The organism is Comamonas halotolerans (assembly GCF_030162935.1).
GTDB classification, from domain to species: Bacteria; Pseudomonadota; Gammaproteobacteria; order Burkholderiales; family Burkholderiaceae_C; genus Comamonas; species Comamonas halotolerans.
On sequence record NZ_JASAUZ010000073.1, the window covers coordinates 106,105 to 129,859 of the forward strand.

General features: G+C 55.4%; 21 protein-coding genes. 5 read left to right on the forward strand and 16 right to left on the reverse strand.

Annotated elements, in window-relative coordinates; translation table 11 throughout:
• Positions 1–4 precede the first annotated feature (4 nt).
• The gene (locus QEP11_RS18080) at positions 5–1,771 is read right to left on the reverse strand and encodes a phosphoethanolamine transferase (protein WP_284338035.1); all 1,767 of its coding nucleotides are present in this window, start codon (positions 1,769–1,771) and stop codon (positions 5–7) included.
• 120 nt (positions 1,772–1,891) lie between these two features.
• On the opposite strand from QEP11_RS18080, the gene QEP11_RS18085 reads away from it, so the two are divergent.
• Both QEP11_RS18085 and QEP11_RS18090 read left to right on the forward strand, forming a co-directional pair.
• Positions 1,892–2,563 (forward strand): winged helix-turn-helix domain-containing protein, encoded by a 672-nt coding sequence (locus tag QEP11_RS18085; protein WP_284338036.1) that lies wholly within the window; start codon positions 1,892–1,894, stop codon positions 2,561–2,563.
• A gap of 5 nt (positions 2,564–2,568) precedes the next feature.
• Positions 2,569–4,014: a sensor histidine kinase gene (locus QEP11_RS18090; protein ID WP_284338037.1), complete on the forward strand. Its 1,446-nt coding sequence runs from the start codon at positions 2,569–2,571 to the stop codon at positions 4,012–4,014.
• A 63-nt stretch (positions 4,015–4,077) separates the two neighbouring features.
• Here the strand turns inward: QEP11_RS18090 and QEP11_RS18095 are convergent, their stop codons facing one another.
• Together QEP11_RS18095 and QEP11_RS18100 are read right to left on the reverse strand one after the other, a co-directional pair.
• Positions 4,078–4,248 carry a hypothetical protein gene (locus QEP11_RS18095; protein WP_284338038.1) on the reverse strand — a complete coding sequence of 57 codons (171 nt, stop codon included), beginning with the start codon at positions 4,246–4,248 and terminating at the stop codon, positions 4,078–4,080.
• A gap of 259 nt (positions 4,249–4,507) precedes the next feature.
• Positions 4,508–5,053, reverse strand: a complete 546-nt coding sequence (locus QEP11_RS18100; protein WP_284338039.1) for a hypothetical protein — start codon at positions 5,051–5,053, stop codon at positions 4,508–4,510.
• A gap of 331 nt (positions 5,054–5,384) precedes the next feature.
• Between QEP11_RS18100 and phaR the strand changes: the two genes are divergently transcribed.
• Positions 5,385–5,894, forward strand: a complete 510-nt coding sequence (phaR, locus tag QEP11_RS18105; protein ID WP_284338040.1) for a polyhydroxyalkanoate synthesis repressor PhaR — start codon at positions 5,385–5,387, stop codon at positions 5,892–5,894.
• Positions 5,895–6,091: 197 nt separating this feature from the next.
• Entirely contained in the window at positions 6,092–7,477 is a 1,386-nt protein-coding gene (gene rimO, locus QEP11_RS18110; protein ID WP_284338041.1) for a 30S ribosomal protein S12 methylthiotransferase RimO, read from the forward strand.
• Positions 7,478–7,707: 230 nt separating this feature from the next.
• On the opposite strand, the gene QEP11_RS18115 is transcribed toward rimO, so the two are convergent.
• The 3 genes from QEP11_RS18115 to QEP11_RS18125 all read right to left on the reverse strand — a co-directional run bounded on the left by QEP11_RS18115 (position 7,708) and on the right by QEP11_RS18125 (position 10,541).
• A complete protein-coding gene (locus tag QEP11_RS18115) occupies positions 7,708–8,745 on the reverse strand; it encodes a Bug family tripartite tricarboxylate transporter substrate binding protein (protein ID WP_284338042.1) in 1,038 nt (345 codons plus the stop codon).
• Positions 8,746–8,809: 64 nt separating this feature from the next.
• Positions 8,810–9,307 (reverse strand): MaoC family dehydratase, encoded by a 498-nt coding sequence (locus tag QEP11_RS18120; protein ID WP_284338092.1) that lies wholly within the window; start codon positions 9,305–9,307, stop codon positions 8,810–8,812.
• Positions 9,294–10,541, reverse strand: coding sequence for a CaiB/BaiF CoA transferase family protein (locus QEP11_RS18125; RefSeq protein ID WP_284338093.1), 1,248 nt, complete (start codon positions 10,539–10,541; stop codon positions 9,294–9,296). The genes QEP11_RS18120 and QEP11_RS18125 overlap by 14 nt, the downstream gene beginning before the upstream one ends.
• A 462-nt stretch (positions 10,542–11,003) precedes the next feature.
• Here QEP11_RS18125 and QEP11_RS18130 point away from each other — a divergent pair, with 462 nt between their 5' ends.
• Positions 11,004–11,552 (forward strand): HdeD family acid-resistance protein, encoded by a 549-nt coding sequence (locus QEP11_RS18130; RefSeq protein WP_284338043.1) that lies wholly within the window; start codon positions 11,004–11,006, stop codon positions 11,550–11,552.
• 406 nt (positions 11,553–11,958) lie between these two features.
• On the opposite strand, the gene QEP11_RS18135 is transcribed toward QEP11_RS18130, so the two are convergent.
• From QEP11_RS18135 to earP, 10 genes are all read right to left on the reverse strand, one after another.
• Entirely contained in the window at positions 11,959–12,087 is a 129-nt protein-coding gene (locus QEP11_RS18135) for a hypothetical protein (RefSeq protein WP_284338044.1), read from the reverse strand.
• Between the two features lie 5 nt (positions 12,088–12,092).
• Positions 12,093–12,647: a DUF4124 domain-containing protein gene (locus QEP11_RS18140; protein WP_284338045.1), complete on the reverse strand. Its 555-nt coding sequence runs from the start codon at positions 12,645–12,647 to the stop codon at positions 12,093–12,095.
• 145 nt (positions 12,648–12,792) lie between these two features.
• Positions 12,793–13,524: an ABC transporter ATP-binding protein gene (locus QEP11_RS18145; RefSeq protein ID WP_284338046.1), complete on the reverse strand. Its 732-nt coding sequence runs from the start codon at positions 13,522–13,524 to the stop codon at positions 12,793–12,795.
• Positions 13,517–14,374, reverse strand: a complete 858-nt coding sequence (locus QEP11_RS18150; protein WP_284338047.1) for an ABC transporter ATP-binding protein — start codon at positions 14,372–14,374, stop codon at positions 13,517–13,519. The genes QEP11_RS18145 and QEP11_RS18150 overlap by 8 nt, the downstream gene beginning before the upstream one ends.
• Entirely contained in the window at positions 14,371–15,465 is a 1,095-nt protein-coding gene (locus QEP11_RS18155; protein WP_284338048.1) for an ABC transporter permease subunit, read from the reverse strand. The genes QEP11_RS18150 and QEP11_RS18155 overlap by 4 nt, the downstream gene beginning before the upstream one ends.
• On the reverse strand, positions 15,462–16,391 hold the full coding sequence (locus QEP11_RS18160; protein ID WP_284338049.1) for a branched-chain amino acid ABC transporter permease: 930 nt from the start codon (positions 16,389–16,391) through the stop codon (positions 15,462–15,464). The genes QEP11_RS18155 and QEP11_RS18160 overlap by 4 nt, the downstream gene beginning before the upstream one ends.
• Positions 16,392–16,537: 146 nt before the next feature.
• Positions 16,538–17,698, reverse strand: a complete 1,161-nt coding sequence (locus tag QEP11_RS18165; protein ID WP_284338050.1) for a branched-chain amino acid ABC transporter substrate-binding protein — start codon at positions 17,696–17,698, stop codon at positions 16,538–16,540.
• A gap of 71 nt (positions 17,699–17,769) precedes the next feature.
• Positions 17,770–21,606: a trifunctional transcriptional regulator/proline dehydrogenase/L-glutamate gamma-semialdehyde dehydrogenase gene (gene putA / locus QEP11_RS18170; protein ID WP_284338051.1), complete on the reverse strand. Its 3,837-nt coding sequence runs from the start codon at positions 21,604–21,606 to the stop codon at positions 17,770–17,772.
• 323 nt (positions 21,607–21,929) lie between these two features.
• A complete protein-coding gene (gene efp, locus QEP11_RS18175; RefSeq protein WP_284338052.1) occupies positions 21,930–22,484 on the reverse strand; it encodes an elongation factor P in 555 nt (184 codons plus the stop codon).
• Between the two features lie 155 nt (positions 22,485–22,639).
• Positions 22,640–23,731: an elongation factor P maturation arginine rhamnosyltransferase EarP gene (gene earP, locus QEP11_RS18180; protein ID WP_284338053.1), complete on the reverse strand. Its 1,092-nt coding sequence runs from the start codon at positions 23,729–23,731 to the stop codon at positions 22,640–22,642.
• Positions 23,732–23,755: the final 24 nt, after the last annotated feature.

The following is a 23,755-nucleotide window of genomic DNA, read 5'->3' on the forward strand; positions in this document are numbered from 1 at the left end:
GGTCTTAACTGGCTTGGGCCATTGTGGCTATTCTGCAGCCTTGCAATACGTCCAGTGCTGCGTTGTAGCTGCTGCTGCGCACATCCAGCAAACCCAACACGGTGTGATAGAAATTGTCGTGGCTTAGCGCCTGATCAAGGTGATTGCGCACACACGCTTCCTGAACCGCTGTGCGTGCCAGCAAGGATCCGGGCCACATGAGCCAGGGCACATGCTTTTGCGCCTCAGGGGCAATCACATAGGGCAGACCGTGCAGATACAGTCCGTTTTCACCCAATGATTCTCCGTGGTCCGCCAGGTAAATCAGCCCCACATCATACTGATCCTGCCGGGCCTTCAGCCAGTCAATGGTGCGTGCCACGAACAGGTCTGTTTCCACCATGCTGTTGTCATACACATTCACCAGCTGACTGCGGCTGCAGTCTGAGGTGACGTGGGTAGTGCATTCGGGCTGGAAGTGCTTGCTTTGTGGCGAAGAGCGGCGGTAATAGGCCGGGCCGTGGCTACCCATCTGGTGGAGCACCAGCACAGTGCCTTGTTGCTTGCCATTGATGTTGGCTGTTTTCAATCGGTCACCAAGCAACTCGACCATGAGTTGATCCAGGCATTCTCCGTCTTTGCACCAGCGCTGCAAGGCAGTCTGGCTGGCCACTTTGTCGGCTTGCGCATGAGAGATGCGGTTGCACACCTCTTTACAGCCAGCCTGGTTGTCCAGCCAGTCCACGCTCAGACCTGCCTTGTGCAGCACATCCAGCAAATTTTCGTATTCAAATTTGCGCGATTCGAAACCTTTTTTTCCAAGGTGTGAAAACATGCAAGGCACAGATGCCAGCGTATTGGTGCCGCAGGAGTGCACATTGCGCCAGTTGATGACGTGGCGTGCTTCCAGCTCAGGCGTGGTGTTGCGGGGGTAGCCATTCAGACCGAAGTGGTCGGCGCGGGTGGTTTCGCCCACAATCAGTACCAGCAGCGGCGGTTTGTGCCCGCTTGCTGCCGTGGATGCGTGCAGGATGCTGGCTGCGCGGTAGCTGCTGCCCAGAGTGGCGTCATCACTGATGCGCTGGAAGGGCCGCTTGTGCTTGAACAATGGCTTGAGTGTGACATCGCTGAACGACACGATGGTGGCCAGCGGGTTGATGAGGTAGCGAATCTCGGTGTGGTTGCGAATCAGGGGAGCCATTGGTTTGTACAGCAGCAGGCCTGCGCCCACCAGCACGCCAATGCTGGACAGCACCATGCATCCAGAACGCCATAGATCACGTTTCCAAACAGTCGGTGCAATGCGCAGGCCAGCGTAGAGCGCAGCAATCGGAAGCCCGGCATATAGAGCGATGTGCAGTAGCAAGCCGCCGCTGATCAATGCCAAACCCTCGCTGGTATTGGTTTGCAATGTGTTGCGCACCATGCTGCTGTCCATGACGATGCCGTAGTGCAGCATGAAATATTGCACGGCGGCAGCTGTCACCAGCGTCAAGCTCCAACCCGGGCGACGCAGCCTGGGCCACGATAGCAGCATGAACCACAGGTAGCTGGCAGACGTAAGCGCCAGCGCAGTCAGCAACGTTTGAAAAGGCGTGAGTGCCTGTTCGTTGGCCAGCGTTGACAACTTGTGCCACCAGGCCTGGTTCAGGCCCAAGGTACACCACAGCGCCAAAAGCAGTGCCACCCAGCGGGCAGCCATGGGGCGTTGGGCAAAGGGTAGTAATGGTGCACGTTCAGCAGCTGAAGCTGGTGCATTGCGCAGCGCTTGGGAAGAAGACAATTCAGACATGGCCGCACTGTAGAAATCGGGTCTGAATATCCCCTGAAGCATCGGTTCAGCTACTGTTCAGCTTGGAGCGAAAAGTCGGTCACCTCTACACTGCAATCTTCACAGGTGTGGAGGCTGAAAGTGCGCATTTTGTTGGTGGAAGATGATCTGCCTTTGGGGCAAGCCGTTTTGGGCTATCTCAAGAGCAAGCAGTTCAGTGTGGATTGGGCGCAGAGCCTGGAGCAAGCTCGCGCTTTTGTATCCACCATGCATTACGCAGCGGTGCTTTTGGATTTGAACCTGCCTGATGGTGAAGGATTGAATTTGCTGCCTGCGCTCAGCGCAAGCTCCCGTAGTGCCGAGGATCGCCCGACGGTGATTGTGGTGACTGCGCGCGATCAGGTCAGCGATCGCATACGCGGGCTGGATGCTGGAGCTGACGACTATCTGGTCAAGCCCTATGACCCGGAAGAGTTGCTGGCACGTTTACGTGCGGTGGAACGTCGAAAGGGCGCGCAGCGCTCTTCGGTGCTGCACAGTGCAGACATCGCCATTGATCTGGCTCGGGAGTCGGTGCGCAAAGGGATGCTGCCTGTGGTGCTGACACCCAAGGAGTGGGCCTTGCTGCGGGTGCTGGCCAGCCGACCGGGGCAAATATTTACGCGTGAAAGATTGCAGGAAGCCCTGTACCAATGGGATGAAAGCAGTGACAGCAACACGCTGGAGGTCTTTATCAGTCGCTTGCGTCGCAAGCTGGGCAGTGCATTGATTGAGACAGTACGTGGAACAGGCTATCGCCTGGTGGCGCAATGACACGAGTGAATAAAGCTTCCCAAAGCCTTGTGCAGCGCCTGGCGCGCTCCCTGATCACGGCAGTCCTGGCTGTCTGGTTGTTGAGCACAGCGCTTGTGGCCTGGTATGTGGACCGGCAAATTCAGGACAACTTTGATGTGGAGTTGATTGAAAGTGCGCACCGCCAGCTTTATCCAGCCTTGCTGGAGCTGCAGATCATTCAGCCTCCGCACAGCGCAGCGGCTGCGCTGCAGCCACTGACAGGTGGTGATCCGCAAGTCATGGGTGAGCTGCCCGGGTCTAATCATTCCGAACCTCTGCTTTTGCAGCTGCGTCATCGTGATGGGCAGGTGTTGCTCAGAACGCAAGCTACGCCAGCTTCGCCCTTTGCTGTGCCACTGAAAGCTGGTTTTTATGACACCCCGGACTTCAGGGTGTTCAGCCTGTATGACGAGCAGTATCAGGTGTGGCTGCAGCTGGCAGATCCACTGGAGGAGCGTAGCGAAACCAGCCAGCGTACGGTCACGGGGCTGGTGATAGTGCTGCTTGTCATGCTGCCTGTGATGGCCTGGCTGATTACGGCCGTTGCGCGTCGTGAATTGCGCTTTGTGGGAGATCTGCAAAAACAGATCAGTGCGCGCAATGGGCGTAACTTGCAAGCTTTGGAGGTGCATGCCATGCCGCAGGAGTTGCGTACTGTAGGCGAGGGCGTCAACCAACTGCTGGAACGTCTAAGCGAAGCGCTCAACGTCGAGCGTTCGCTGGCATCCAATGCGGCCCACGAGCTGCGCACCCCGCTGGCCGAGGTACGCTTGCGCCTGCATACCGCAGTGGAGCAAGCACAGCAGCATGACGGCAGTACCACGCAGACTCAGGAAGCTGCAGTCCCTTTGGCAGAAGTAAAAGCGGCTTTGCAGTCACTGGAAATTTTGAGCCACCGCACCGAGCGTTTGCTGCAGCTATCGCGCGCAGAAGGCGGTGACCGCGCACACTTTGCGCGTGTGAATCTGGTAGAGCTGGCAGCGCAAGTAGCACAGACTTTTTGGCAGCAAAACCAAGCACAAAAACGCCTGGATCTCATTACGCCCGATGCACATGATGCCGTCTGGGTGTGGGGGGATATCGACAGCCTTGCCATCGTGCTGCGCAACCTGATTGACAACGCATTGCGCCACAGCGATGGGTGGGTGACGCTGGAAGTGCTTGCAGCACCCCAGGCCGCCTTGGTGGTGAGAGACAGTGGTGCTGGGTTGAGTGCCAAGCAAATTCAGCTGATTCAGCAAAGACATGCACGCTTGGACACTCAGCACATTGGCTACGGTTTGGGGATGTCGATTGTGAAAACCATTGCTGACAAGCATGGCGCTCAATTGGTGTTCACCTCACCGCCCCCAGGAATGCCTACTGGCTTGGAAGCGGGCCTGCGCTTTCAAGATGCAGCCAACGACGGTGATGAGTTACGGGAGGTTTAGCTGGCGCAAGCACAATGTGTTGCGCCCCAAGCACCGATAGCCACGTTACACATCTGCAGCGCACTAATGCATTTGCTCATTGGGTGATGGCTTGGGCTCGGAGCCAATTTGCCGCTTGTTGCATTTGCTTTGCTGTTGGCTGTACTTGGGTTCCGTCAGTGGCTGGCCGAGTTGAAGCGGCCAGTTCTGCTGCGGAACCTGTGGCGTCTTCTTTGGGGGGATAAACGATGCCATTCAAGCCTCCTTTGGAACATCACCTTTCCATCTAGTGCGTGATACGTTGATACCACTGGTATTTGTAAAAATGAGGGGCGCCTAGTTTTTCAAGTGAAAGATCAAGTCGATGAGCGTGTGAGTAGCTAGTGTGCATCCACTTCGTGGAATCGTCTGTAAGCGCTGGGCTGTCACAGACGTGCGATATGTTTTCTTGCTGCGTCGTTTGATTTTTGTCAGAAGCAGTTGGTGACACCTTGGTGCGTGCTTGTGCGCAGCCTTAGTGGAGCGTGCTGTCGTGGGGCATGCGTGTTTGCAGGATATGTTGCGCGGCTTCAATTTCTTCCATTTCTGGAAAGCTGCGTAACTGGCAGATACGCTGACCGCCCAGGCGCACGCCGATGAGATGAAAGATGGGCAGCGTGAAATTCTTTCCATTGAGCAACACCATCAATGCTGAGCGCGGCGCAGCCTGGCTGTCAGCATTGGGTAGCAATGCCTCCTGCACACAGATGGTGTAGCGGGGCTGGATACGGTGCTCTCGGTCAATTTGGCGTTGAATTGCAGAGCCTTCATGCAAAGCATCAGTCAGGTACTTGAGCAGCAGTTTGTTGCCTGCTGCTTGGTGCATCAATTCTGAAATGAAGTCTGCGGCCACTTCGGCTACATGCATGCGTGCCTGAGCATCCTCGCTGGGTGATGGACTGACCAAGTACGCCATCGGCAGCAGGCGCTCTCCATTTTCAATGCGCACAGCAGCTTGTGCTGCAATATTGTGGTGCAGGTGTTTGAGAATGTACCAAGTGTTCTTGTCGAACAATGCCATTGTGAAAGTCCAGTGAGCGTATGCATTTGTGCGTTTGAGCAAAATTAGTGACTCAACAGTGAGCTAATGTTGAACCTAGGTCTGTGTGAAGAGGTCTCGCTTGGCTGTCAGCTATCTGGCGACCTTGTCCCTTCCTTGTAATCCAACAGAAAAGGAAAGAACTAATAGCTCAAAGCTGCTTGTCATGAGGCCTGAGTAAGCGCTTATTTTTTATAGGGGCCGAGGATGCCGCCGGCTAGGGTTAATGCTGCGCTGCGGCAAGAAAACACTTTTCTACAATGGTCTCTATACTGATCACATCCCTTTCAGGCTCTGCCACGAGAATTTGCCGATGAGCGCACAAGAAAACACATCGTCCGCTACGACCAGCAACCAGCGTGTCATCAAAAAATACCCCAACCGCCGCTTGTATGACACGGCCACCTCCACCTACATCACATTGTCAGAGGTGAAGCAGCTGGTTATGGATCGCGAGAACATTGTGGTCAAGGATGCCAAGACTGGCGATGACCTCACTCGTTCTATCTTCCTGCAGATCATTCTGGAAGAAGAAGCTGGTGGTGCCCCTATGTTTACAGAGGCCATGCTGGCCAACATCATTCGCTTTTACGGTCACACCATGCAAGGACATATGGGCAGCTTCATTGAAAAGAATGTGCAGATGTTCACCGACTTTCAATCCAAAATGGCGGAGCAGGGCGGTGTGGATGCCTGGGCCAAGATGATGCAGATGCCCAACCCACTGATGCCTGCGGGCTATACCGAACAATTGCAAAAGATGCAGGAGCAGATGCAAAAGCAAACCGAGCAGATGATGGGTATGTTCGGTATCAAACGCTGAACTTGGCAATTCCGAAAAATGACGGGCCTTAGCGCCCGTTTTTACGTTTGCAAATGGCTTAAGCTTGGTTTTGCAGCGTGCATTGGGCATGAAAAAAGGCGACTCGCTAAAATCGCTGATTGATTTCGCCGACCAGAGTGCTTCACCTCTGCGCGCGGTCATGCGCAGCTGGCGCAATCCCCACACGTATTCACACAATGACAACCGAAAACAGCGCCCCCAAGGTGGGCTTTGTGTCTCTGGGCTGCCCCAAGGCACTGACTGACTCTGAACTGATCCTCACGCAGCTGAGTGCCGAGGGTTACCAGACTTCCAAGACCTTCGAAGGTGCAGATCTGGTGATCGTCAACACCTGCGGATTTATTGACGATGCAGTCAAGGAAAGCCTGGACACCATTGGTGAGGCACTGGCCACCAACGGCAAGGTGATTGTGACGGGTTGCCTGGGTGCCAAGGCTGGCAAAGAGGGCGGGGCCTCCATGGTGGCGGAAGTACATCCCAGTGTGTTGGCAGTCACTGGTCCGCATGCCACGCAAGAAGTAATGGATGCAGTGCACACTCACTTGCCCAAGCCACATGATCCTTTCTTGGATTTAGTGCCAGGCAGTTTTGGCGATGCAGGTATCAAGCTGACGCCCAAGCACTATGCGTACCTGAAAATTTCTGAAGGCTGCAACCACCGTTGCACGTTCTGCATCATCCCCTCCATGCGTGGCGACCTGGTTTCGCGCCCGATTGGTGATGTGCTCAAGGAAGCCAAGGCGCTGTTTGAAGGTGGTGTGAAAGAGTTGCTGGTGATTAGCCAGGACACCTCTGCCTACGGAGTAGACGTCAAATACCGCACAGGTTTCTGGGATGGAAAGCCCGTCAAGACGCGCATGCTGGAGTTGGCTGATGAGCTGGGCAAGCTGGCTCAGCAACACGGTGCCTGGGTGCGTTTGCACTACGTCTATCCCTATCCCACGGTGGACAATGTGTTGCCATTGATGGCAGAAGGCAAGATATTGCCGTATCTGGATGTGCCGCTGCAGCATAGCCATCCCGAAGTACTCAAGCGCATGAAGCGCCCCGCATCTGGAGAGAAGAATCTGGACCGCATCCGCGAATGGCGCAAGATCTGCCCTGAGCTGGTGATCCGCTCCACATTCATCGCAGGCTTCCCTGGCGAAACCGAAGAAGAGTTTGAGCACCTGCTGGACTTCATCCGCGAAGCCGAAATCGACCGTGCAGGCTGCTTTGCCTATAGCCCTGTGGAAGGTGCAACGGCGAATGAGCTGCCGGGCATGCTGCCCGAAGACGTGCGTGAGGCACGCCGTGCGCGCTTTATGGAAGTGGCTGAAGAAGTCTCCACCAAGCGCTTGCAGCGTCGCGTGGGCCAGGTCATGAAAGTGCTGGTCGACAAGTCTGTCGGATTGGGCAAAAAGGGCGGTGTTGGCCGGACCTATGCTGATGCGCCAGAGATTGATGGCGTGGTGCATATTCAGCCACCAGAAAAGGCCAGCAAGACCTACAAAACCGGCGATTTGATCAGCGTGCGCATTCTTGCGGTGCAGGGTCACGATTTGGTAGGTATTCCAGTTTGAAGCCAAGTATCTCCGTGTAGAGCGATCCACAAGCGGGCAAACTCCTGGATTCGGTTTGCACAACCCAGATTCTATTTTTAATAGTTAAATAAAAATGAAAATAAAAGAAGCCGCTGATATAGCGGCTTCTTTTATTACTTAAATATTAATTAACTATCAATCCTTGAATTTTATAAATTCAATATTGGATTTATTAACTAGCAGATGGTGTTTGTTAAGAGCCTGTCAATTCAATCAAGGCTAAGGCCGGTTGCTTTTACAACTTCTTGCCATCGTTTGAGCTCTTTTTGCAGGTAAGTACCATATGCTTCAGGTGTTGAACCTAAAGCCTCTGTGCCCTGTTGGGCCAATTTTTCCAAAACCTGAGGATCCTTAAGAGCCTTGTTCACGGAGAAATTGATTTTTTGAACTATTTCCTTGGGTGTGCCTGCTGGCAACAGCATGCCTTGCCATGCACCAGCTTCAAATCCAGGTAGGCCGGATTCAGCCATTGTTGGAACGTCAGGAAACAAGCTCATGCGCTGAGGTGTGGTTACCGCCAACAAATTCATCCGCTTGTCTTTGATGAATGGGATGACTGTGTTGATGGTGTCAGTCAAGAAGGTGACTTGTCCTCCAACCAAAGCCAAATCAGCAGGAGCACTACCACGGAAAGGAGCGTGGGTTGCCTCAATCCCCAAAGCATTGAGCATCTGAAATGCTGCGAGATGCGTGACGTTGCCATTTCCAGCAGATCCATATGACAGCTTGTCTGCGTTTGCCTTTGCGTAAGCAAAGAATTCTTTGACATTCTTGGCTGGTACATCCTTGTGTGTGACAAGCGCCAATGGCACCACAGCTGTCAACGCTACGGGAGTTAGCTCTTTATTCAAATCGTAGGTTAATTTTTTGTATAAGGCCGGACTCAGTGCAATGGAGGAGGTGTTGTAGAGAATCGTGTAACCATCTGCTGCCGCCTTCGCAACGTAGCTGCTTCCGATATTGCCGTTAGCGCCAGGTTTGTTGTCTATAACAATGCTTTGTCCTAGTTGCTGAGACATATGCTGAGCTAACAAGCGGGCCACAATATCAGTAGGTCCACCAGGCGGGAAAGGAACAACCATAGTAATTGGTTTGGCACTGGGCCACGTGCTCTGTGCCAACGTTGGTATTGGAAGTAATGCACAGCCAATGACCACAGCGGTAGCTAATTTAGCGAGCTTGCGTTTCTCGCATTTATTTGCTTGCAGTTTATGAAATACGAAGGTTTTAGTAGAAATTTGCAACATGCTTGTCTCCTTGATTAAGTATTAATTGGCATGTCAGCTGATACCAGCTAAGGAAAAAATGGTATTAGCTCCCTTCATCACGGCCTGCCAGAAGGCGTTTTGCGGCATAGCTCATGACCAAGACCTTTCTCTGATTCCATACATCGATACGTGAGTCGACGACGGCACGACCACTGCGCGAAGTGGGGCGAATGTCCGTAACTTCCACAACCGCTTTAACGGTGTCACCAACAACAACAGGAGCGAATATTTTTTGTTGCAGCTCGAGCATGGCTAATCCCGTCCCTTGAATCATGGACTGCAATATCAGTCCTTCAATCAGGCTGTACGTCAGCGCTCCTGGTACGGGACGGCCTGACATAGCCGCACCTTCAAAACCTTCTTCGATAAAGATGGCCTCTAGCATGCCGGTGACCCCAATGAAATTCACGAGATCTGCTTCTGTCACTGTGCGGCTGAAGGTCTGAAAACATTGCCCAATTTGCAGGTCCTGCCAGAAAAAGCCTTGACCGAGGCGCTGCATAGCGGCTGATGGTGATTTGGCAAATTCAGCTTGAGGCATCATGTTGATTCCGTTTTTCATTCGTTCCCTTATCAAGGCAATGCGTATCGCTTTGCACGGCTGCCCCACTTGCTAGCAAGGCTTGGATATGTGCATCTGCGAGGCCACATTGCTGCAGAAGCTCAATGGTGTGTTGGCCTAGTCGGGGTGGCATGCTGACGGGTGGGCGCTGCCCATCAAAGCGCACAGGCACACCGGGCAAGCGTATTTCTCCCATGGAGGGGTCTTGCACGGTTTGGAAAAATCCTGTGGCCTGTAGATGAATGTCTGTCTGCAACTCATCCAGACGTGCAATGGGGGCAGCAGGTATTTCAAGCCGCTCACAAGTCTCCAGCCAATGTGCCGACGTCTTTTCTCGGATGAACTCAGCCGCCAAAGACAGCAACTCTCCAATGTGAATGGTGCGCTGTGCCATGGTGGAAAAACGTGTGTCTTGAGCAAGCTCCGGTTGCCCCACCTCTGCAAAAAAGCGTTGCCAATGCTGATCGGTATATGGCATCAACGCGACATGACCATCTGCAGTTGCGTAAGGTCTGCGCGAAGCAGCCATGACTCTTGGGTAACCAGTGGAGGAGCGTGCGGGCACGAAATGCTGACCGTACATATGCTCAACCAGGTTAAAGGCCACCATGGACTCAAACATGGGGATTTCAACAAACCCACCTTGCCCGGTACGCTCGCGTCGCAGCAGCGCTGCCAAGATTGCATGTGCAGCTACATGACCACATGATTTGTCTGCAGCCACCATTGGTAAGTAACGTGCTTCACCTGTTTGCTGCAACATCAGGTCAGCAACTCCTGACATTCCCTGGATCACGTCGTCATATGCAGGTCGGCCAGCATAAGGCCCATCTTGGGAGAAGCCATGCAGACCCGCGTACACAAGGCGTGGATGACGAGCATGGAGCGTCTGCGGATCAATCTCCAGCTTGGCCAGTTTCAGTGGGCGCATGCTGTGCATGAAAACGTCCGCACTTGCCACCAGTTGCTGGAGTGCCTGACGTGCAGCCGCTTGCTTGAGGTCTAGCACCACACTGTGCTTGCTGCGGTTACAACCTAAAAACATTGCCGCCATGCCATCTTCGAGCGTGGGGCCGGTATGCCGCGTGGAGTCTCCTGCAGGCATTTCTACTTTGATGACTGTTGCGCCATAGTCCGCCAGAATCTGGCTTGCCAATGGTCCAAATACCACGGTGGATAAATCCACAACAACGGTCCCGTGCAAAGGAAGCATTGAGTACGTTTTCACAAAGAAAACACCTGTTCCATTGAATATTGTTTTTTGCAGCTCAAAAGATACAAAGATGTGAAGTACTTGCTGCGCTTTTGTGTGCGGATTGACATAGAGATTCCTCTTGGTATTTCACGGTTTTTGTCTGTGAAATGTGTGATGCAGGATCACTTTAGATGGACGCTCTCTAATCAGTCCAATATTAAAAAAACTCTTTCTGATACTCTTTCAATATCAAAAACATGCTGAGCCAAGAGAATCTCAAGCGAATTGCCTCATCCATTTTGGGGAGGATTTTTCTAGCTCGCCTGCCTATGAGATGCAGTTTGGCTCATGTAAAGAGTGTTTTCCGACATCGTTGCCTGCAGCGTTTCCCAGCTTGGTTTGCTCTGCCAAGCCTTTGACACATATTGTTTGTTGCCAATAATGGGGCTTAGACAAACACACTGCACTGGAGGTGTAAGCATGAACCAACCTATTTTCCCCAACACCGTGGGCCGCAGCTGGTGGCTGATTTTGCTGTTCGGCATTGTGGCGGTGCTGTTCGGCTTGTTTTGTATGTTTGATCCCGTGCAGATGGGCGCCAGCATGACTTGGGCTATCGGTATATTGGCGATTGTCGAAGGAGTTTTCACGCTGCTGGCAGCTTTCAAGAAGGATGCTCCAGTCTCCTTGGGCTGGATGCTCTTGTACGCTGCGATTTCTCTTGTGTTCGGTGTACTGGCGGTGATCAATCCGGTTTCCATGGCCACATCTTTTGTAATGGTCATGGCCATTTGGCTGGTCATTGCCGGGGTGTTGCGCATTGTGCTGGCCGTGCGTATCCGCAAGGATATTGACAATGAGTGGCTGCTGATTCTCAGTGGCGTTGTGGCTGTGCTGCTGGGTGCTTTGATGCTGTTCGCTCCGTTGGCAGGACTGATTTTGGCGGTTGTCTGGATTGGTGTGGGAGCACTGATCTACGGGGCACTGCAGATTTTTGCGGCTTTGCGTATTCGCAAGTTGCTGCGATAAGGTCGTTGAGAATGGAAAATGGCTTCTATCAGGAAGCCTTTTTTAAAACTTGTTTGGTAATGTGGCCGGGTTTCAGACACTGATTTTTTATTGATAAATGCTGTCACTATTTCGCGGCTGTTGTGGTTCTTGCTGACGGTGTTATGCATTGTGATCCCGTCCATCAAAGCATCCGGAATTCTTGTAGTCGTGATACCAAAATAATGGCTGAGACAGCCTCCACTCACGTCCGTCCAATGCTGCAGCAAGGAGGCATGTCGGCCTCGCGTGTGGCAAATGCAGAGAGCTCAAATACTGGCACCAGGTTGCGCTTCGACGTCCATAAATCGTTGCAGGCCCAATCAATAAGAATTTGGCACGCTTGCTCCTTGCTGTATGCGGCTTTCATGGTGGCTTTGAGCTGTTCCTACATGGTGTCGGCCAGCTTGAAGAAGGCTTTCTGCAGCAGGTCTTTCATGCCCTGAAAGTAGTACGCCATGTGTCCCTGCGGTACGTTTGCAGCCAGGGCCACCCGGTGGTGGGGAGTGCCGGGCAATCACATCATGTGTTGTCCTCTTGTTTCAGATCTTTTTCCAGGTCACGCTGCTCGTTGAGCAGGCGATCGAGTTCCGTCTGAAAGCGTGTTTGCTCAGTGGCACACTGTGTGGCAATGGCTTGCATTTCGGTGCTGATGGATTGCTCCCAAGTGGCACCAGCCAAGTTGTCTTGCGCTAGATTTTTTTGTTTGCGCACCGCCTTCAACCGCGCGTCGCAATTGTTGGCGGCAGCACGTATGCGAGCCTGGGCGCCAGGAATATGCAGTTCAACCAGTTCGTGCAGGCGCCGCTCTTTGCTCAGCCGATCGGATTGCGCACGCAAGCGCTGGGTTTCCGTGGGGGCTGAAGGCAGGGCTGAGGCTTCGTTTGGGTTGTGCTGCGGTGGTGTTGCAGGAGCGGGGCTTTTGATCTCCAGACGATTTTCTTTGACGCCATCTCCCACACATGGCGTGTCTTGATAACTAACACGGCCATTGCTCGCGGTGCATTGGTACATGGCCATGGAAGGCTGGCTGAGCATGCCCAGCGCCATTACCAAAGTCAGTTGAAGCGTTTTCATTGCTTGCTCCCGTCGTAGTATCAAACGCTTGTAGCACAAGGTGCTTGGGCGATGGATGCCACAGCGCAAAGCGCAGTGAATGAAGGGCTGCGGTGGCAACAAAAAAGGCTCCCGGATGGAAGCCTTTGGAAGGAGCCAGGAGGGCTTATTCCCCCAGGTAGGCTGCGCGCACTTTGGGGTCGTGCAACAGGTCGTGGCCTGGGCCTTCCAGGGTCAGCTCACCCGACTCCAGAACATAGCCGCGCTGGCTTGCTTCAAGGGCCAAGCGGGCGTTTTGCTCAATCAGCAAAATGGTCACGCCTTGCTTGGAGATGTCTTCAATCACCTCAAAGATCTTGTCCACCATGATGGGGGCCAGGCCCATGGTAGGTTCGTCAAGCAGCAGCAATTGTGGCTTGGAGAGGATGGCACGGCCCATGGCCAACATTTGCTGCTCACCACCGGACAGAGTGCCCGCTGTTTGCTTGCGGCGTTCGGCCAAGCGTGGGAAGCGCGTGTAAACCTGCTCAACTTCTTGGGCAATGGCTGCCTTGTCACTGCGGCTGTAGGCCCCCATGTGCAGGTTTTCTTCAATGGTCAATTGCGGGAAGATGCCGCGCCCCTCTGGCACCATCACCAATCCCTGGCGCACCATGGAGTGAACCGCTTGGCCGGCCAGGTTTTGACCTTTGTAGTGAATGCTGCCTGCCGCTAGTGGCACCAGTCCGCAAATGGCACGCAGCGTGGTGCTTTTTCCGGCGCCGTTGGCACCGATCAGGGCAACCAGTTCACCAGGGTTGACGTGCAAATTCAGGTGACGCACGGCTCGAATGCCACCGTAGGCCACGTCCATGCCGCGAATCTCCAGCATCGGGGTGGAGGCCTTTGCTTCAATCATGGCGATCCTCTTGCTTGTGGGGAGTGGCTAACTCTGGATGTAGGAGTGGGTCCTGGGCTGCGCCCTTGCCCAGATATGCTTCAATGACGCGGGGGTCATGCTGCACCTCGTGCGGTTGACCATATGACAGAACCTGACCATATTCGAGCACCAGCACGCGGTCGCACATATTCATGACCAGTTTCATGTCGTGCTCAATCAGCAGCACGGTGATGCCGTCATCACGGATTTTTTCAATCAGCGCGCGTAGCACCACGGTCTCGGATGGATTCATGCCTGCAGCGGGCTCATCCAGTGCCAGCAAGGCGGGGCTTGTTGCCAGCGCTCGGGCAATTTCCAGGCGGCGCTGGTCACCGTATGACAAGGACGATGCCACTTCGTTGGCGACATGGCTGATGCCAACATAATCCAGCAATTGCAGCGCACGCGCTTCAGTGCGTGCTTCTTCCTCACGTGTGGCTTTGTTGCGTACCACGGCACCCCAAAGGCCTGCCTTGGTGCGCAAGTGCTGCCCGATCATCACGTTCTCCAGCGCGGTGAGTGCCGAAAAAAGGCGGATGTTCTGGAAAGTGCGCGCCAAGCCTTTTTCGGCAATCTGGTGCGGTTTGAGCCGGGTCAGTTCGACGCCTTGAAAATTGCAGCTACCGGACTCTGGGATGTACAGCGCTGTCATCACATTGAACAGCGTGGTTTTGCCTGCACCGTTGGGTCCGATGAGGCCAAAGATCTCGCCTTTGCGGATTTCAAAACTCACATCCTTGAGGGCTTGCAGACCGCCAAAGCGCTTGCTCAATCCCTGAGCAATGAGCAAAGGCTCGCGGGAGGGTGTGGTGGATGGCGCTGCGCTCATGCTTGTTGCTCCTTGCCACGGTTAAGTTCACGTTTGCGCACCTTGGAAGGCCACAGGCCTTCGGGGCGGAAGATCATCACTGCCACCAGCGCAATGCCAAACAGCAGCATGCGAATGGCATCGGGATCGACGAGCACGTCGCCAAACAAGGTTTGCTGCACAGGGACTACCACGTTGCGCAGTACTTCAGGGAAGATGGAAAGCAGCAGTGCTCCTGCCACCACACCGGGCACATGGCCCATGCCGCCCAGCACCACCATGCACAAGATGGCAATGGATTCGCTCAAACCAAAGCTTTCGGGACTGACAAAACCTTGCATTGAGGCAAACAGGCAGCCGGCCACACCACCAAAACTGGCGCCCATGCCAAAGGCCATGAGTTTGATGTTGCGTGTGTTGATGCCCATGGCCTTGGCGGCCACTTCGTCTTCACGTACAGCCTCCCAGGCGCGCCCCACGCGGGAGTTCTGCAGGCGGATGCACACGAAGATGATGACAATCACCAGCGCCATCAGCAGGTAGTAGTACTTCTCAGGCCCGGTGATGCGAAAGCCCAAAATGGTTTCGGGTTTGCCCAGTGCCCATTCACCGATTCTGAAGGTGTCGATGCGGTTGATACCCTGTGGGCCGTTGGTGATGTTGACCGGTGCATCCAGGTTGTTCATGAAGATGCGAATGATTTCACCAAACCCCAGCGTCACGATAGCCAGATAGTCTCCCCGCAATTTGAGTACCGGAAAACCCAGCGCTATGCCCGCCATGGCGGCCAGTGCCACGCCAATAGGCAGCACGATCCAGAATGGCAGGTGCAGGTCAAAGTGTGGCGATGCCAGCAACGCCCAGGCGTAGGCGCCAACCGCATAGAACGCGATATAGCCCAGGTCAAGCAGACCGGCAAAGCCCACCACAATGTTCAGGCCCAGCGCCAGCATGACATATAGCAGTGCAAAGTTCAGAATGCGAATCCAGCCTTGCCCTGCGGTGGCTCCGAGCAAAAAAGGCAGCACCAGCAGCACGGCGCCAATGGCAAAAGCACCCAGCCAGACTTTGGCTGGCGTACGGTCTTTGGATGTTGAAAGCGTGTGACTCATGCGCGGTCTCCCGAACGTTCACCCAAGAGGCCGGAAGGCCGGAAAATCAATACCACTACCAGCACGATGAAGCTGAATACGTCTTGATAGTGGCTGCCAAACACGCCGTTGGTGAGGTTGCCGACGTAACCGGAGCCGAGGGCTTCAATAAGACCCAGCAGCAAGCCACCCAGCATGGCACCACCCAGGTTGCCAATACCTCCCAGAACGGCGGCAGTGAAAGCTTTAAGACCCAGCATGAAGCCCATGGTGTATTGCGCCACGCCGTAGTAGCTGGTGATCATCACGCCTGCAATGGCCGCCAGGGCAGAGCCAATCAGGAATGCAGCGGAGATGACGGTGTTGATGTTCACACCCATCAGCCCTGCCACTTCACGGTTTTGGGCTGTGGCGCGCATGGCCATGCCAAGGCGGGTTTTATGTACCAGCAGAAGCAAGGCGACCATGATCAGGGCAGAGCCCAGCATGATGGCAATTTGCAGCATGCTCAGCCTCGCATCACCGAGTTGGAACACCGTGGGCTCGATGATGTGAGGAAAATTCAGGTAGTTGCGGCCCCAGAACATCATGGCTACGTTCTGGATGATGATGGACACACCAATGGCTGTGATCAAGGCCGCCAGCCGTGGGGCGCGCCGCAAAGGCCGATAGGCAATGCGTTCAGCGGTCCAGCCCAGGGCCATGCACACGGGAATCGACACCAGCAGCGCTGATCCCAGTGCGACGAAAACGGAAACATCACCAAAGTGACCAAGCAGTGCAAGCACCACGCTGGTGGCAGTCATTGCACCGACCATGACAACATCGCCATGGGCGAAGTTGATCAGGCCGATGATGCCGTAGACCATGGTGTAGCCCAGTGCCACCAGCGCATACACGCTGCCGGCAGTGAGGCCGTTGATGATTTGTTGCAGAAAAATATCCATGACAGGCGCGCCCTTGCGGCGTAGGCAGTCGGAAAGAAGTGGACTTGTTGTGGGTGGCAAGTCCGAGAGATTGCGGTGGCGGGCACCACAAGAGGCTGACTGGGCAGCCGCCACAGCGCTTTCAAAGTGCTGTGGCAGAGCGGCATTTACTTGCCGGAATCAACAATGGTCTTGACTTCTTCCCACTTGCCGCCCTTGACGGTGTAGATGGTGACAGCCACTTCGTTCAGGTCGCCTTTCTTGTCATACGCAATGTTGGCGCTGGTGGCACCGCTGCGTTTGAGTGCCGCCAGTTTGGGCAGGTACTTATCACTCTTGGCAGAGCCCGCTTGCTCCATGGCTGTGATCATGTTCCAGGCACCGTCATAGGCGTAGGGGGCGTATACACCGGGCTCTACTTTGAAGCGTGCCTTGTAGGCGGCAGCAAACTTTTCACCTTGAGCCATGGTTTTCAAAGGCACGCCTGCCAGGGAGGCGTAGGTGCCATTGGCGGCTTCGCCGGCCAGCTTCAGGAAGGTGTCACTGCGGGTCATTTCACCGGAGACCAGTGGCTGGGTGATGCCCAGTGTTTGCATCTGGCGGCGCATGGGGCCGGACTGCGCATCCAGGCCTCCAAAGAAGATGGCGTCTGCGCCCTTGGCTTTGATGCTGGTCAGAATGGCAGTGAAGTCGCTGGCTTTGTCGGTGGTGTACTCGCGGGCTACCACTGTGCCACCTGCACGCTTGACGGCGGCAATCACCTGGTCGGCCAGACCTTGGCCGTAGGCCGTGCGGTCATCGATCACCGCGACCTTCTTGGCATTCAAATCCTTGACCATGAAAACGCCAACGGCCGCACCTTGCTGGGTGTCACTGGTCATCATGCGGAAAGTGGTGTCATAGCCTTGCAGGGTGTACTCAGGTGACGTGGCCATGGCGATTTGGGGAATGCCTGCGTCGTTGTACACACGCGATGCAGGAATGGTGGTACCCGAGTTGAAGTGTCCCAGCATGCCGTTGACCTTGGCATCAGCGATTTGCTGCGCGACCTGCACCGCAGTGCGTGGATCTGCCTGATCATCTTTGGAGACGAGGACAAACTTGGCCTTGTCTCCATCCAGCTGGATGCCCTTGGCATTGGCCTCTTCCAGGGCCAGAGTCAGGCCATTGCGCATGTCTTCACCGTAGTGAGCCTGAGGGCCGGTCAGCGGCGCTGCAAAGCCCAGTCGCACGTTGGTTTCTGCGTGGGCGGCACTCATCAGGCCGCCAAAGGCGCAGGCAAGGGCCACGGTACTGGCCAGGGTCTTAAAGGATGGAGAAGAGGTCATGCTGCGTTGCTCCTTGGTTGGTAAGTGAAAGAGGGACTGTAAAAAGGCTATCCGGTTAGGGGAATGCGGGCTTAACCCACCATCATCAGGCTGGCGTTGCCGCCTGCAGCTGTGGTGTTGGTACTGATGCTGACTTCACGCAGCAAGCGTTCGGGGCGGTAGCGTTCTCCGCTGCAGATTTCTTCGGTCGTGAGACCTTGCACCAGCAGCAGCGGACCACTGCGTGCGCTGAGCTGCTGCTGCAGGTGCAGCAGGGCATCAGTGTCGCTTTCAGCGAGTGCGGCTTGCAAGGGAAGTTGTATGAGCGCTGCTTCCGTAGCCCATTGCAGCCTGGCGTGCTTGCTGTCTGGCATCTGTTGTTGCCACTGCGCTACCAGTTCGCGCAGATGAGGGCTGTCTTGCAGCACCATGGTGTTGCCGGTGTGTTGGCAAGCCTGCCATTGCGCCTGCAAACCTTCCTCGGATTGCGGCATGCACCAGATCAGGCCGCGTGGCTGCAGTCCGTATTGGTTGGTTTCGCCGGTAGGTCCATCCAGCAATACTTGTTCGCCCGCAGCGACTGTGAGTGTGTGGGGGCCACGTGCAGTGATGATAGGGATGCTCTGAAGCACTGGCGCTTGTGCAAGCAGGCGGAACAGGTACAGCGGGCCTCCGGCTTTGGGGCCTGTACCGGACAGGCCTTCGCCGCCAAAGGGTTGCACACCGACCACGGCACCCACGATGTTGCGGTTCACATAGATATTGCCTGCATGGATGCGCTGGGAGACATGGGCCACGGTTTCATCCAGCCGTGTGTGTACGCCAAAGGTAAGTCCAAAGCCCAGCTGGTTGATCTGTTCCAGCAGCGCATCCATATCTTTGCGGGCATAGCGCAGCACGTGCAGAACCGGGCCAAAAACCTCGCGGCTGAGGTCTTGTACCTGGTTGACTTCAATCAGCGTGGGGGCTACGAAATATCCGTGGCGGCATTCTGCTGGCAACTCCAGGCGGGTGACTCGGTGGCCGAGGCTGCGCATGCTGTCGATGTAGCCTTCTATATCAGCCTTGGCTTGTGCATCAATCACCGGGCCCACATCAGTGGCCAGCTGGTCTGGATTGCCCACACGCAACTCCTGCATGGCACCGCGCAGCATGTGCAGCACATGGTCGGCACTGTCTTCTTGCAGACACAGCAGGCGCAGGGCTGAGCAACGCTGACCTGCAGAGTCATAGGCAGACATCAGTACATCGCCCACGACCTGCTCGGACAGCGCGGAGGAGTCGACCACCATGGCGTTGATGCCACCCGTTTCGGCAATCAGCGGCACGGGTTTGCCGTGGCTGCCCAGACGCTGTGACAGCGTGCGGTGAATATGTTGTGCCACGGGATGAGAGCCGGTGAACACCACAGCATCGGTGGCAGAGTGCGCCACCAGGGCTTCGCCTACAGTTTCGCCATCTCCGGGCAGCATTTGCAAAGCGTGCGTCGGGATGCCTGCATGGTGCAGCATGGCCACTGCCTGCGCAGCGATCAGATTGGTTTGTTCGGCTGGCTTGGCAATCACCACATTACCGGCTGCCAGTGCTGCCGCAATCTGGCCGGTAAAAATGGCCAGCGGGAAGTTCCATGGGCTGATGCATACCACTACACCCAGAGGGCGATGGCTGTCATTGTCCAGATGTTGCTCTGCCTGCTGGGCGTAGTAACGCAGAAAGTCGATGGCTTCACGCACTTCGGAGATGGCGTTGGGCAGGGTTTTGCCGGCCTCGCGGCACAGCAGTCCCATCAATGGCTGCAGCTGTGCCTGCATCAGATCGGCTGCGCGCTGCAAGGCTTGTGCACGGGCGCTGACCGGGGTGGCTTGCCAGATGGGTGCGGTGTGCTGGGCCTGGGCCATGGCCTGGGCCACTTCATCCGGACCTGCCATGCGGACTTCACCGAGCACGTCCGCATTGTGCGCTGGGTTGACTACCGGTTGCGCTGGCAAATGCAGGGCTTGCTCAGGCTCTGCATTCAGCGGCGCCACACTGCTGAGCAAGGCGGCAGACAAAGAGGCCAGACGCTGTTCGTTGCTCAGGTCGACACCCAAAGAGTTGCTGCGTGCTTGAGCTGCATACAGGTCGGCAGGGCGCGGAATACGGTCATGTGGGCGGCCAAGTGGTGTGAGGGCCTGTGCTGTCTTCACCGGGTCTGCCACAAGCTGTGCAATATCAAGATTCTCGTCACCGATCTGGTGCACGAACGAGCTGTTGGCGCCGTTTTCCAGCAAACGACGCACCAGATAGGCAAGCAAGGTTTCGTGCGTGCCCACAGGTGCGTAAATGCGGCAGGGGCGAGCAAGCTTTCCGTGGGCCGTGTCACCCACCACCTCTTCATACAGGCCTTCGCCCATGCCATGCAGGCACTGAAATTCGTATTGGCCGCGGTAGTAGTTGTTACCCGCCATGTGGTAGATGCTGGCCAGTGTGTGGGCGTTGTGAGTGGCGAATTGCGGAAAGATGGCCTCGGGTGCGCCCAGTAGCTTTCGAGCGCAGGCCAGATAGGACACATCGGTGTGTATCTTGCGCGTGAACACTGGGAAGTCTTCCAGTCCATCCACTTGCGCTCGCTTGATTTCGCTGTCCCAGTAAGCGCCTTTGACCAGACGTACCATCAGACGATGCTGGCTGCGACGCGCAAGATCAATGATCCAGTCAAGCACAAAGAAAGCGCGGCGCTGGTAGGCTTGCACGACAAAGCCAATGCCATTCCATCCCGCCAGCGAGGGAGCAAAGCACAGCTGCTCCAGCAGGTCTAGCGAGATCTCCAGACGATCGGCTTCTTCGGCATCGATATTCAGTCCGATGTCGTAATGGCGTGCCAGCTCCGCCAGCTTGAGCAGGCGGGGATACAGCTCGTTCATGACACGTTCGCGTTGGGCGCGGCTATATCGTGGATGCAGGGCAGAGAGCTTGATGGAGATGCCGGGCCCTTCATAGATGCCACGCCCTTGAGAGGCTTGGCCAATCGCATGGATGGCCTGCTCGTACGATTGCAGATAACGCAGAGCATCTTCTTCCGTGGTGGCCGCCTCGCCCAGCATGTCGTAGGAGTAGCGAAAGCCTTTTTCCTCCAGTTTGCGGCTGTTGGCCAGGGCGGCTCCAATGGTTTGCCCGGTGACAAATTGCTCGCCCATCATGCGCATGGCCGTATTCACACCCTGTCGAATCAGGGGCTCTCCTCCGCGTGCAATCAGACGGGTGAGGGCAGAGCTGAGCTTTTGTTCGCTGTGTACACCAACCAGCTTGCCCGTGATCATCAGGCCCCAGGTGGCTGCATTCACAAACACGGAGGGAGAGTCGGTATGGGACTTCCAGTCACCTTTGCTGACTTTGTCGCGAATCAGTGCATCGCGTGTGGCACGGTCGGGAATGCGTAGCAATGCTTCAGCCAGACACATCAAGGCCACACCTTCCTGACTGGACAGCGAGTACTCTTGTACGAGGGCTTCCACTCCGGAGGTTTTTTTGTGGCGTTTGGCACGCAATGCGTGCACAAGACGGGTGGCCAACGTCTGCACGCCCTCTGGTTGAGTGCTGCTGGCGGGTGCAATCAGCAGCGGCAGACATTCAGTTTCAGGGCGGCGGTATGCGGCTGTGATGGCTGCACGCAAAACACTTTGAGGCTGCACATCCTGTGCCAGTGCGTAAAACGGTGCGTAAGGTGCAGCAGCCTCGGAAATGGTTTCAGGTTCTACCGATTCCATGGCATTGGTTGTGCCCAGGTACTGTAATTCCGGCAGCGGTTTGCCTTGCTCGATGGCCTCCAGATAGCTGTGTAGAGCCTGTTTGTGCAGCCAGTGGGGAGTGCAGCCAAGCTGCTGCGCTGCAGCCTTGAGCCTGTCACGCATTAACTCATCGACCTTGATGCCAATCGTTGTTGTGGCCATAACCGCAAACCTCTCCCTGAAAAAGCTTTTTACTGCGAAAAGTGGAGCGATTCTAAAAAGGTGCAACCAATCCAGGTATTGGGGTTTACCTGTTAATGAATTGGTGAAACCTATGAGTGTGCGTTGGTTAACCTTTATGCGTTTTAGGGCGTGTTTGTTGTAAACATTGCTGTTGATGCAGCATGTGGTGGTGGCAAGTAGCGCGCAGGCGCTTACGTTTGTGCATTCCAGGAGGGAAGGCAAAGTAGTAATAAAAAAAGGCTTCCCGAAGGAAGCCTTTTGATTTCGATAATGAAGGGGCAGCCGCCTGGGCTACACCGTCATTACACGCGTTTGCGGTATTCGCCGGTGCGTGTGTCGATTTCGATCTTGTCATTTTGGTCCACGAACAATGGCACTGCCACTTCGAAACCGGTAGCAATCTTGGCAGGCTTGAGCACCTTGCCGGAAGTGTCGCCCTTCACAGCAGGCTCAGTCCAGGTGATTTCGCGCACGATGGTGGTGGGCAGTTCGCAGGAGATGGCCTTGCCGTCATAGAACACCACTTCGGCAACCATTCCGTCTTCCAGATAGTTGATGGCATCGCCCATGTTGGCTGCTTCCACTTCGTACTGGTTGTACTCTTCGTCCATCCACACATACATGGGATCAGCGAAGTAGGAGTATGTGCATTCCTTCTTGTCCAAGATGACGTTGTCGATCTTGTCGTCGGCCTTGAATACGTTCTCTGTGCCGAAGTTGCCAATCAGGCTCTTGAGCTTCATGCGCACGGTGGCAGCGCCACGGCCGCCACGAGCGTATTCGGTCTTCAGGACGATCATGGGGTCCTTGCCGAACATGATCACGTTGCCGGCGCGGATTTCTTGAGCGATTTTCATAGCTTGCTTAGCTGGTTGGGTGAAGCCGCTCAACACGGCAGGCAAGCATGTCGCTGATGTAGCGGTGGGCCTGCCGCATGTTCCGCGGCGGGAACCGCAAAGAGGTCACACTTGCGCGCTGCGCGCAGAGCCTTCAAAGCGGTAAATAGGAGATTTTAGCTTTTTTCAGCGGTAAACGGTTGCAGCTGTGCGATCAGATCGCTTTGCGCGTACAAATTGCTGCGCGCACGCAGGGTGCAAGCCTGCCATTCCTGCAGCAGTGCAGGGGTGATTGCTGGCAAAGTATCGCTGCCTGTCATGCCATTCCAGGCATGGTGAAAAGCCCGCAAGCTGGCTGGTGCATCCAGCCAGTCAAGAAAGGCATCCAGCTTGGCGTGGTGGGCGTTGTCGTGTTGCGGGTAGATATGCCAGACAAAGGGTTGACCAGCCCAAAGAGCGCGTACCAGAGAGTCTTCTCCGCGCACCAGATTCAGGTCACAGGCCCAGAGCATTTCGTCAAACTCGTGCTGTGTGCAAGTGGGTAAATAAATGGGGTCAATCCGTCCAGCGCCTTTGGCCGTTTGCACTGCGGCGGTCGCGCGCCCCGGAGTTACCAGTAGCTGTGGCGAGAACCCTGTTGCAGGTTTCGCCAATTGCCCAAGCAGTTGAGGCAAGGCAGGGGGTTCATAGCAAAACAGCGAGATAGCGCAAGCGCCAGGTTGTATGCCGTGCAAAGCACGCCAGGCAGGGCGGTTGAAGGCGGATTTGCGTTCGGCCAGATTCCTTTCTCTGATCAGTCCGCCTGTTTGTCGGGTGAATCCAGGATAGAAAAACCAGCGTGTCATGCCGGAGGCTGGCCCTGACATGATGCGCGAAGGCAGGCGGTGGCAGCGCTGCACATAATCTTCAGCGGAAAGATATTCCAGATTCACCAGAACTGGTAGAGGTTGCTCCCGGCTTTGCTGGTGTGCGTGGCGCTGTGCCAGAGCCGCAAGGTATGCACTGCCCGCTTCGCAGCCAAATGCTTCAATCACCACATCCGGGTGGGGTTCATAAGCCGCGTCATAGGGGATCACGCGTACGTTGTGTGCGCCTTGTGGCGCCATCCAGACCAGAGCTGAAGCATCGTCAATGCGCAATGTGACATGGATGCCACGTGCAGCAAGTTCGGCAGCCAGGCGCCAGCACACACCAATATCCCCAAAGTTGTCGATCACTTGGCAAAAAATCTCCCAGCGAGGGGCGTTGGTGATGGGGCATTCAGTCATGGCGCGGCAAACAGCATACAAACA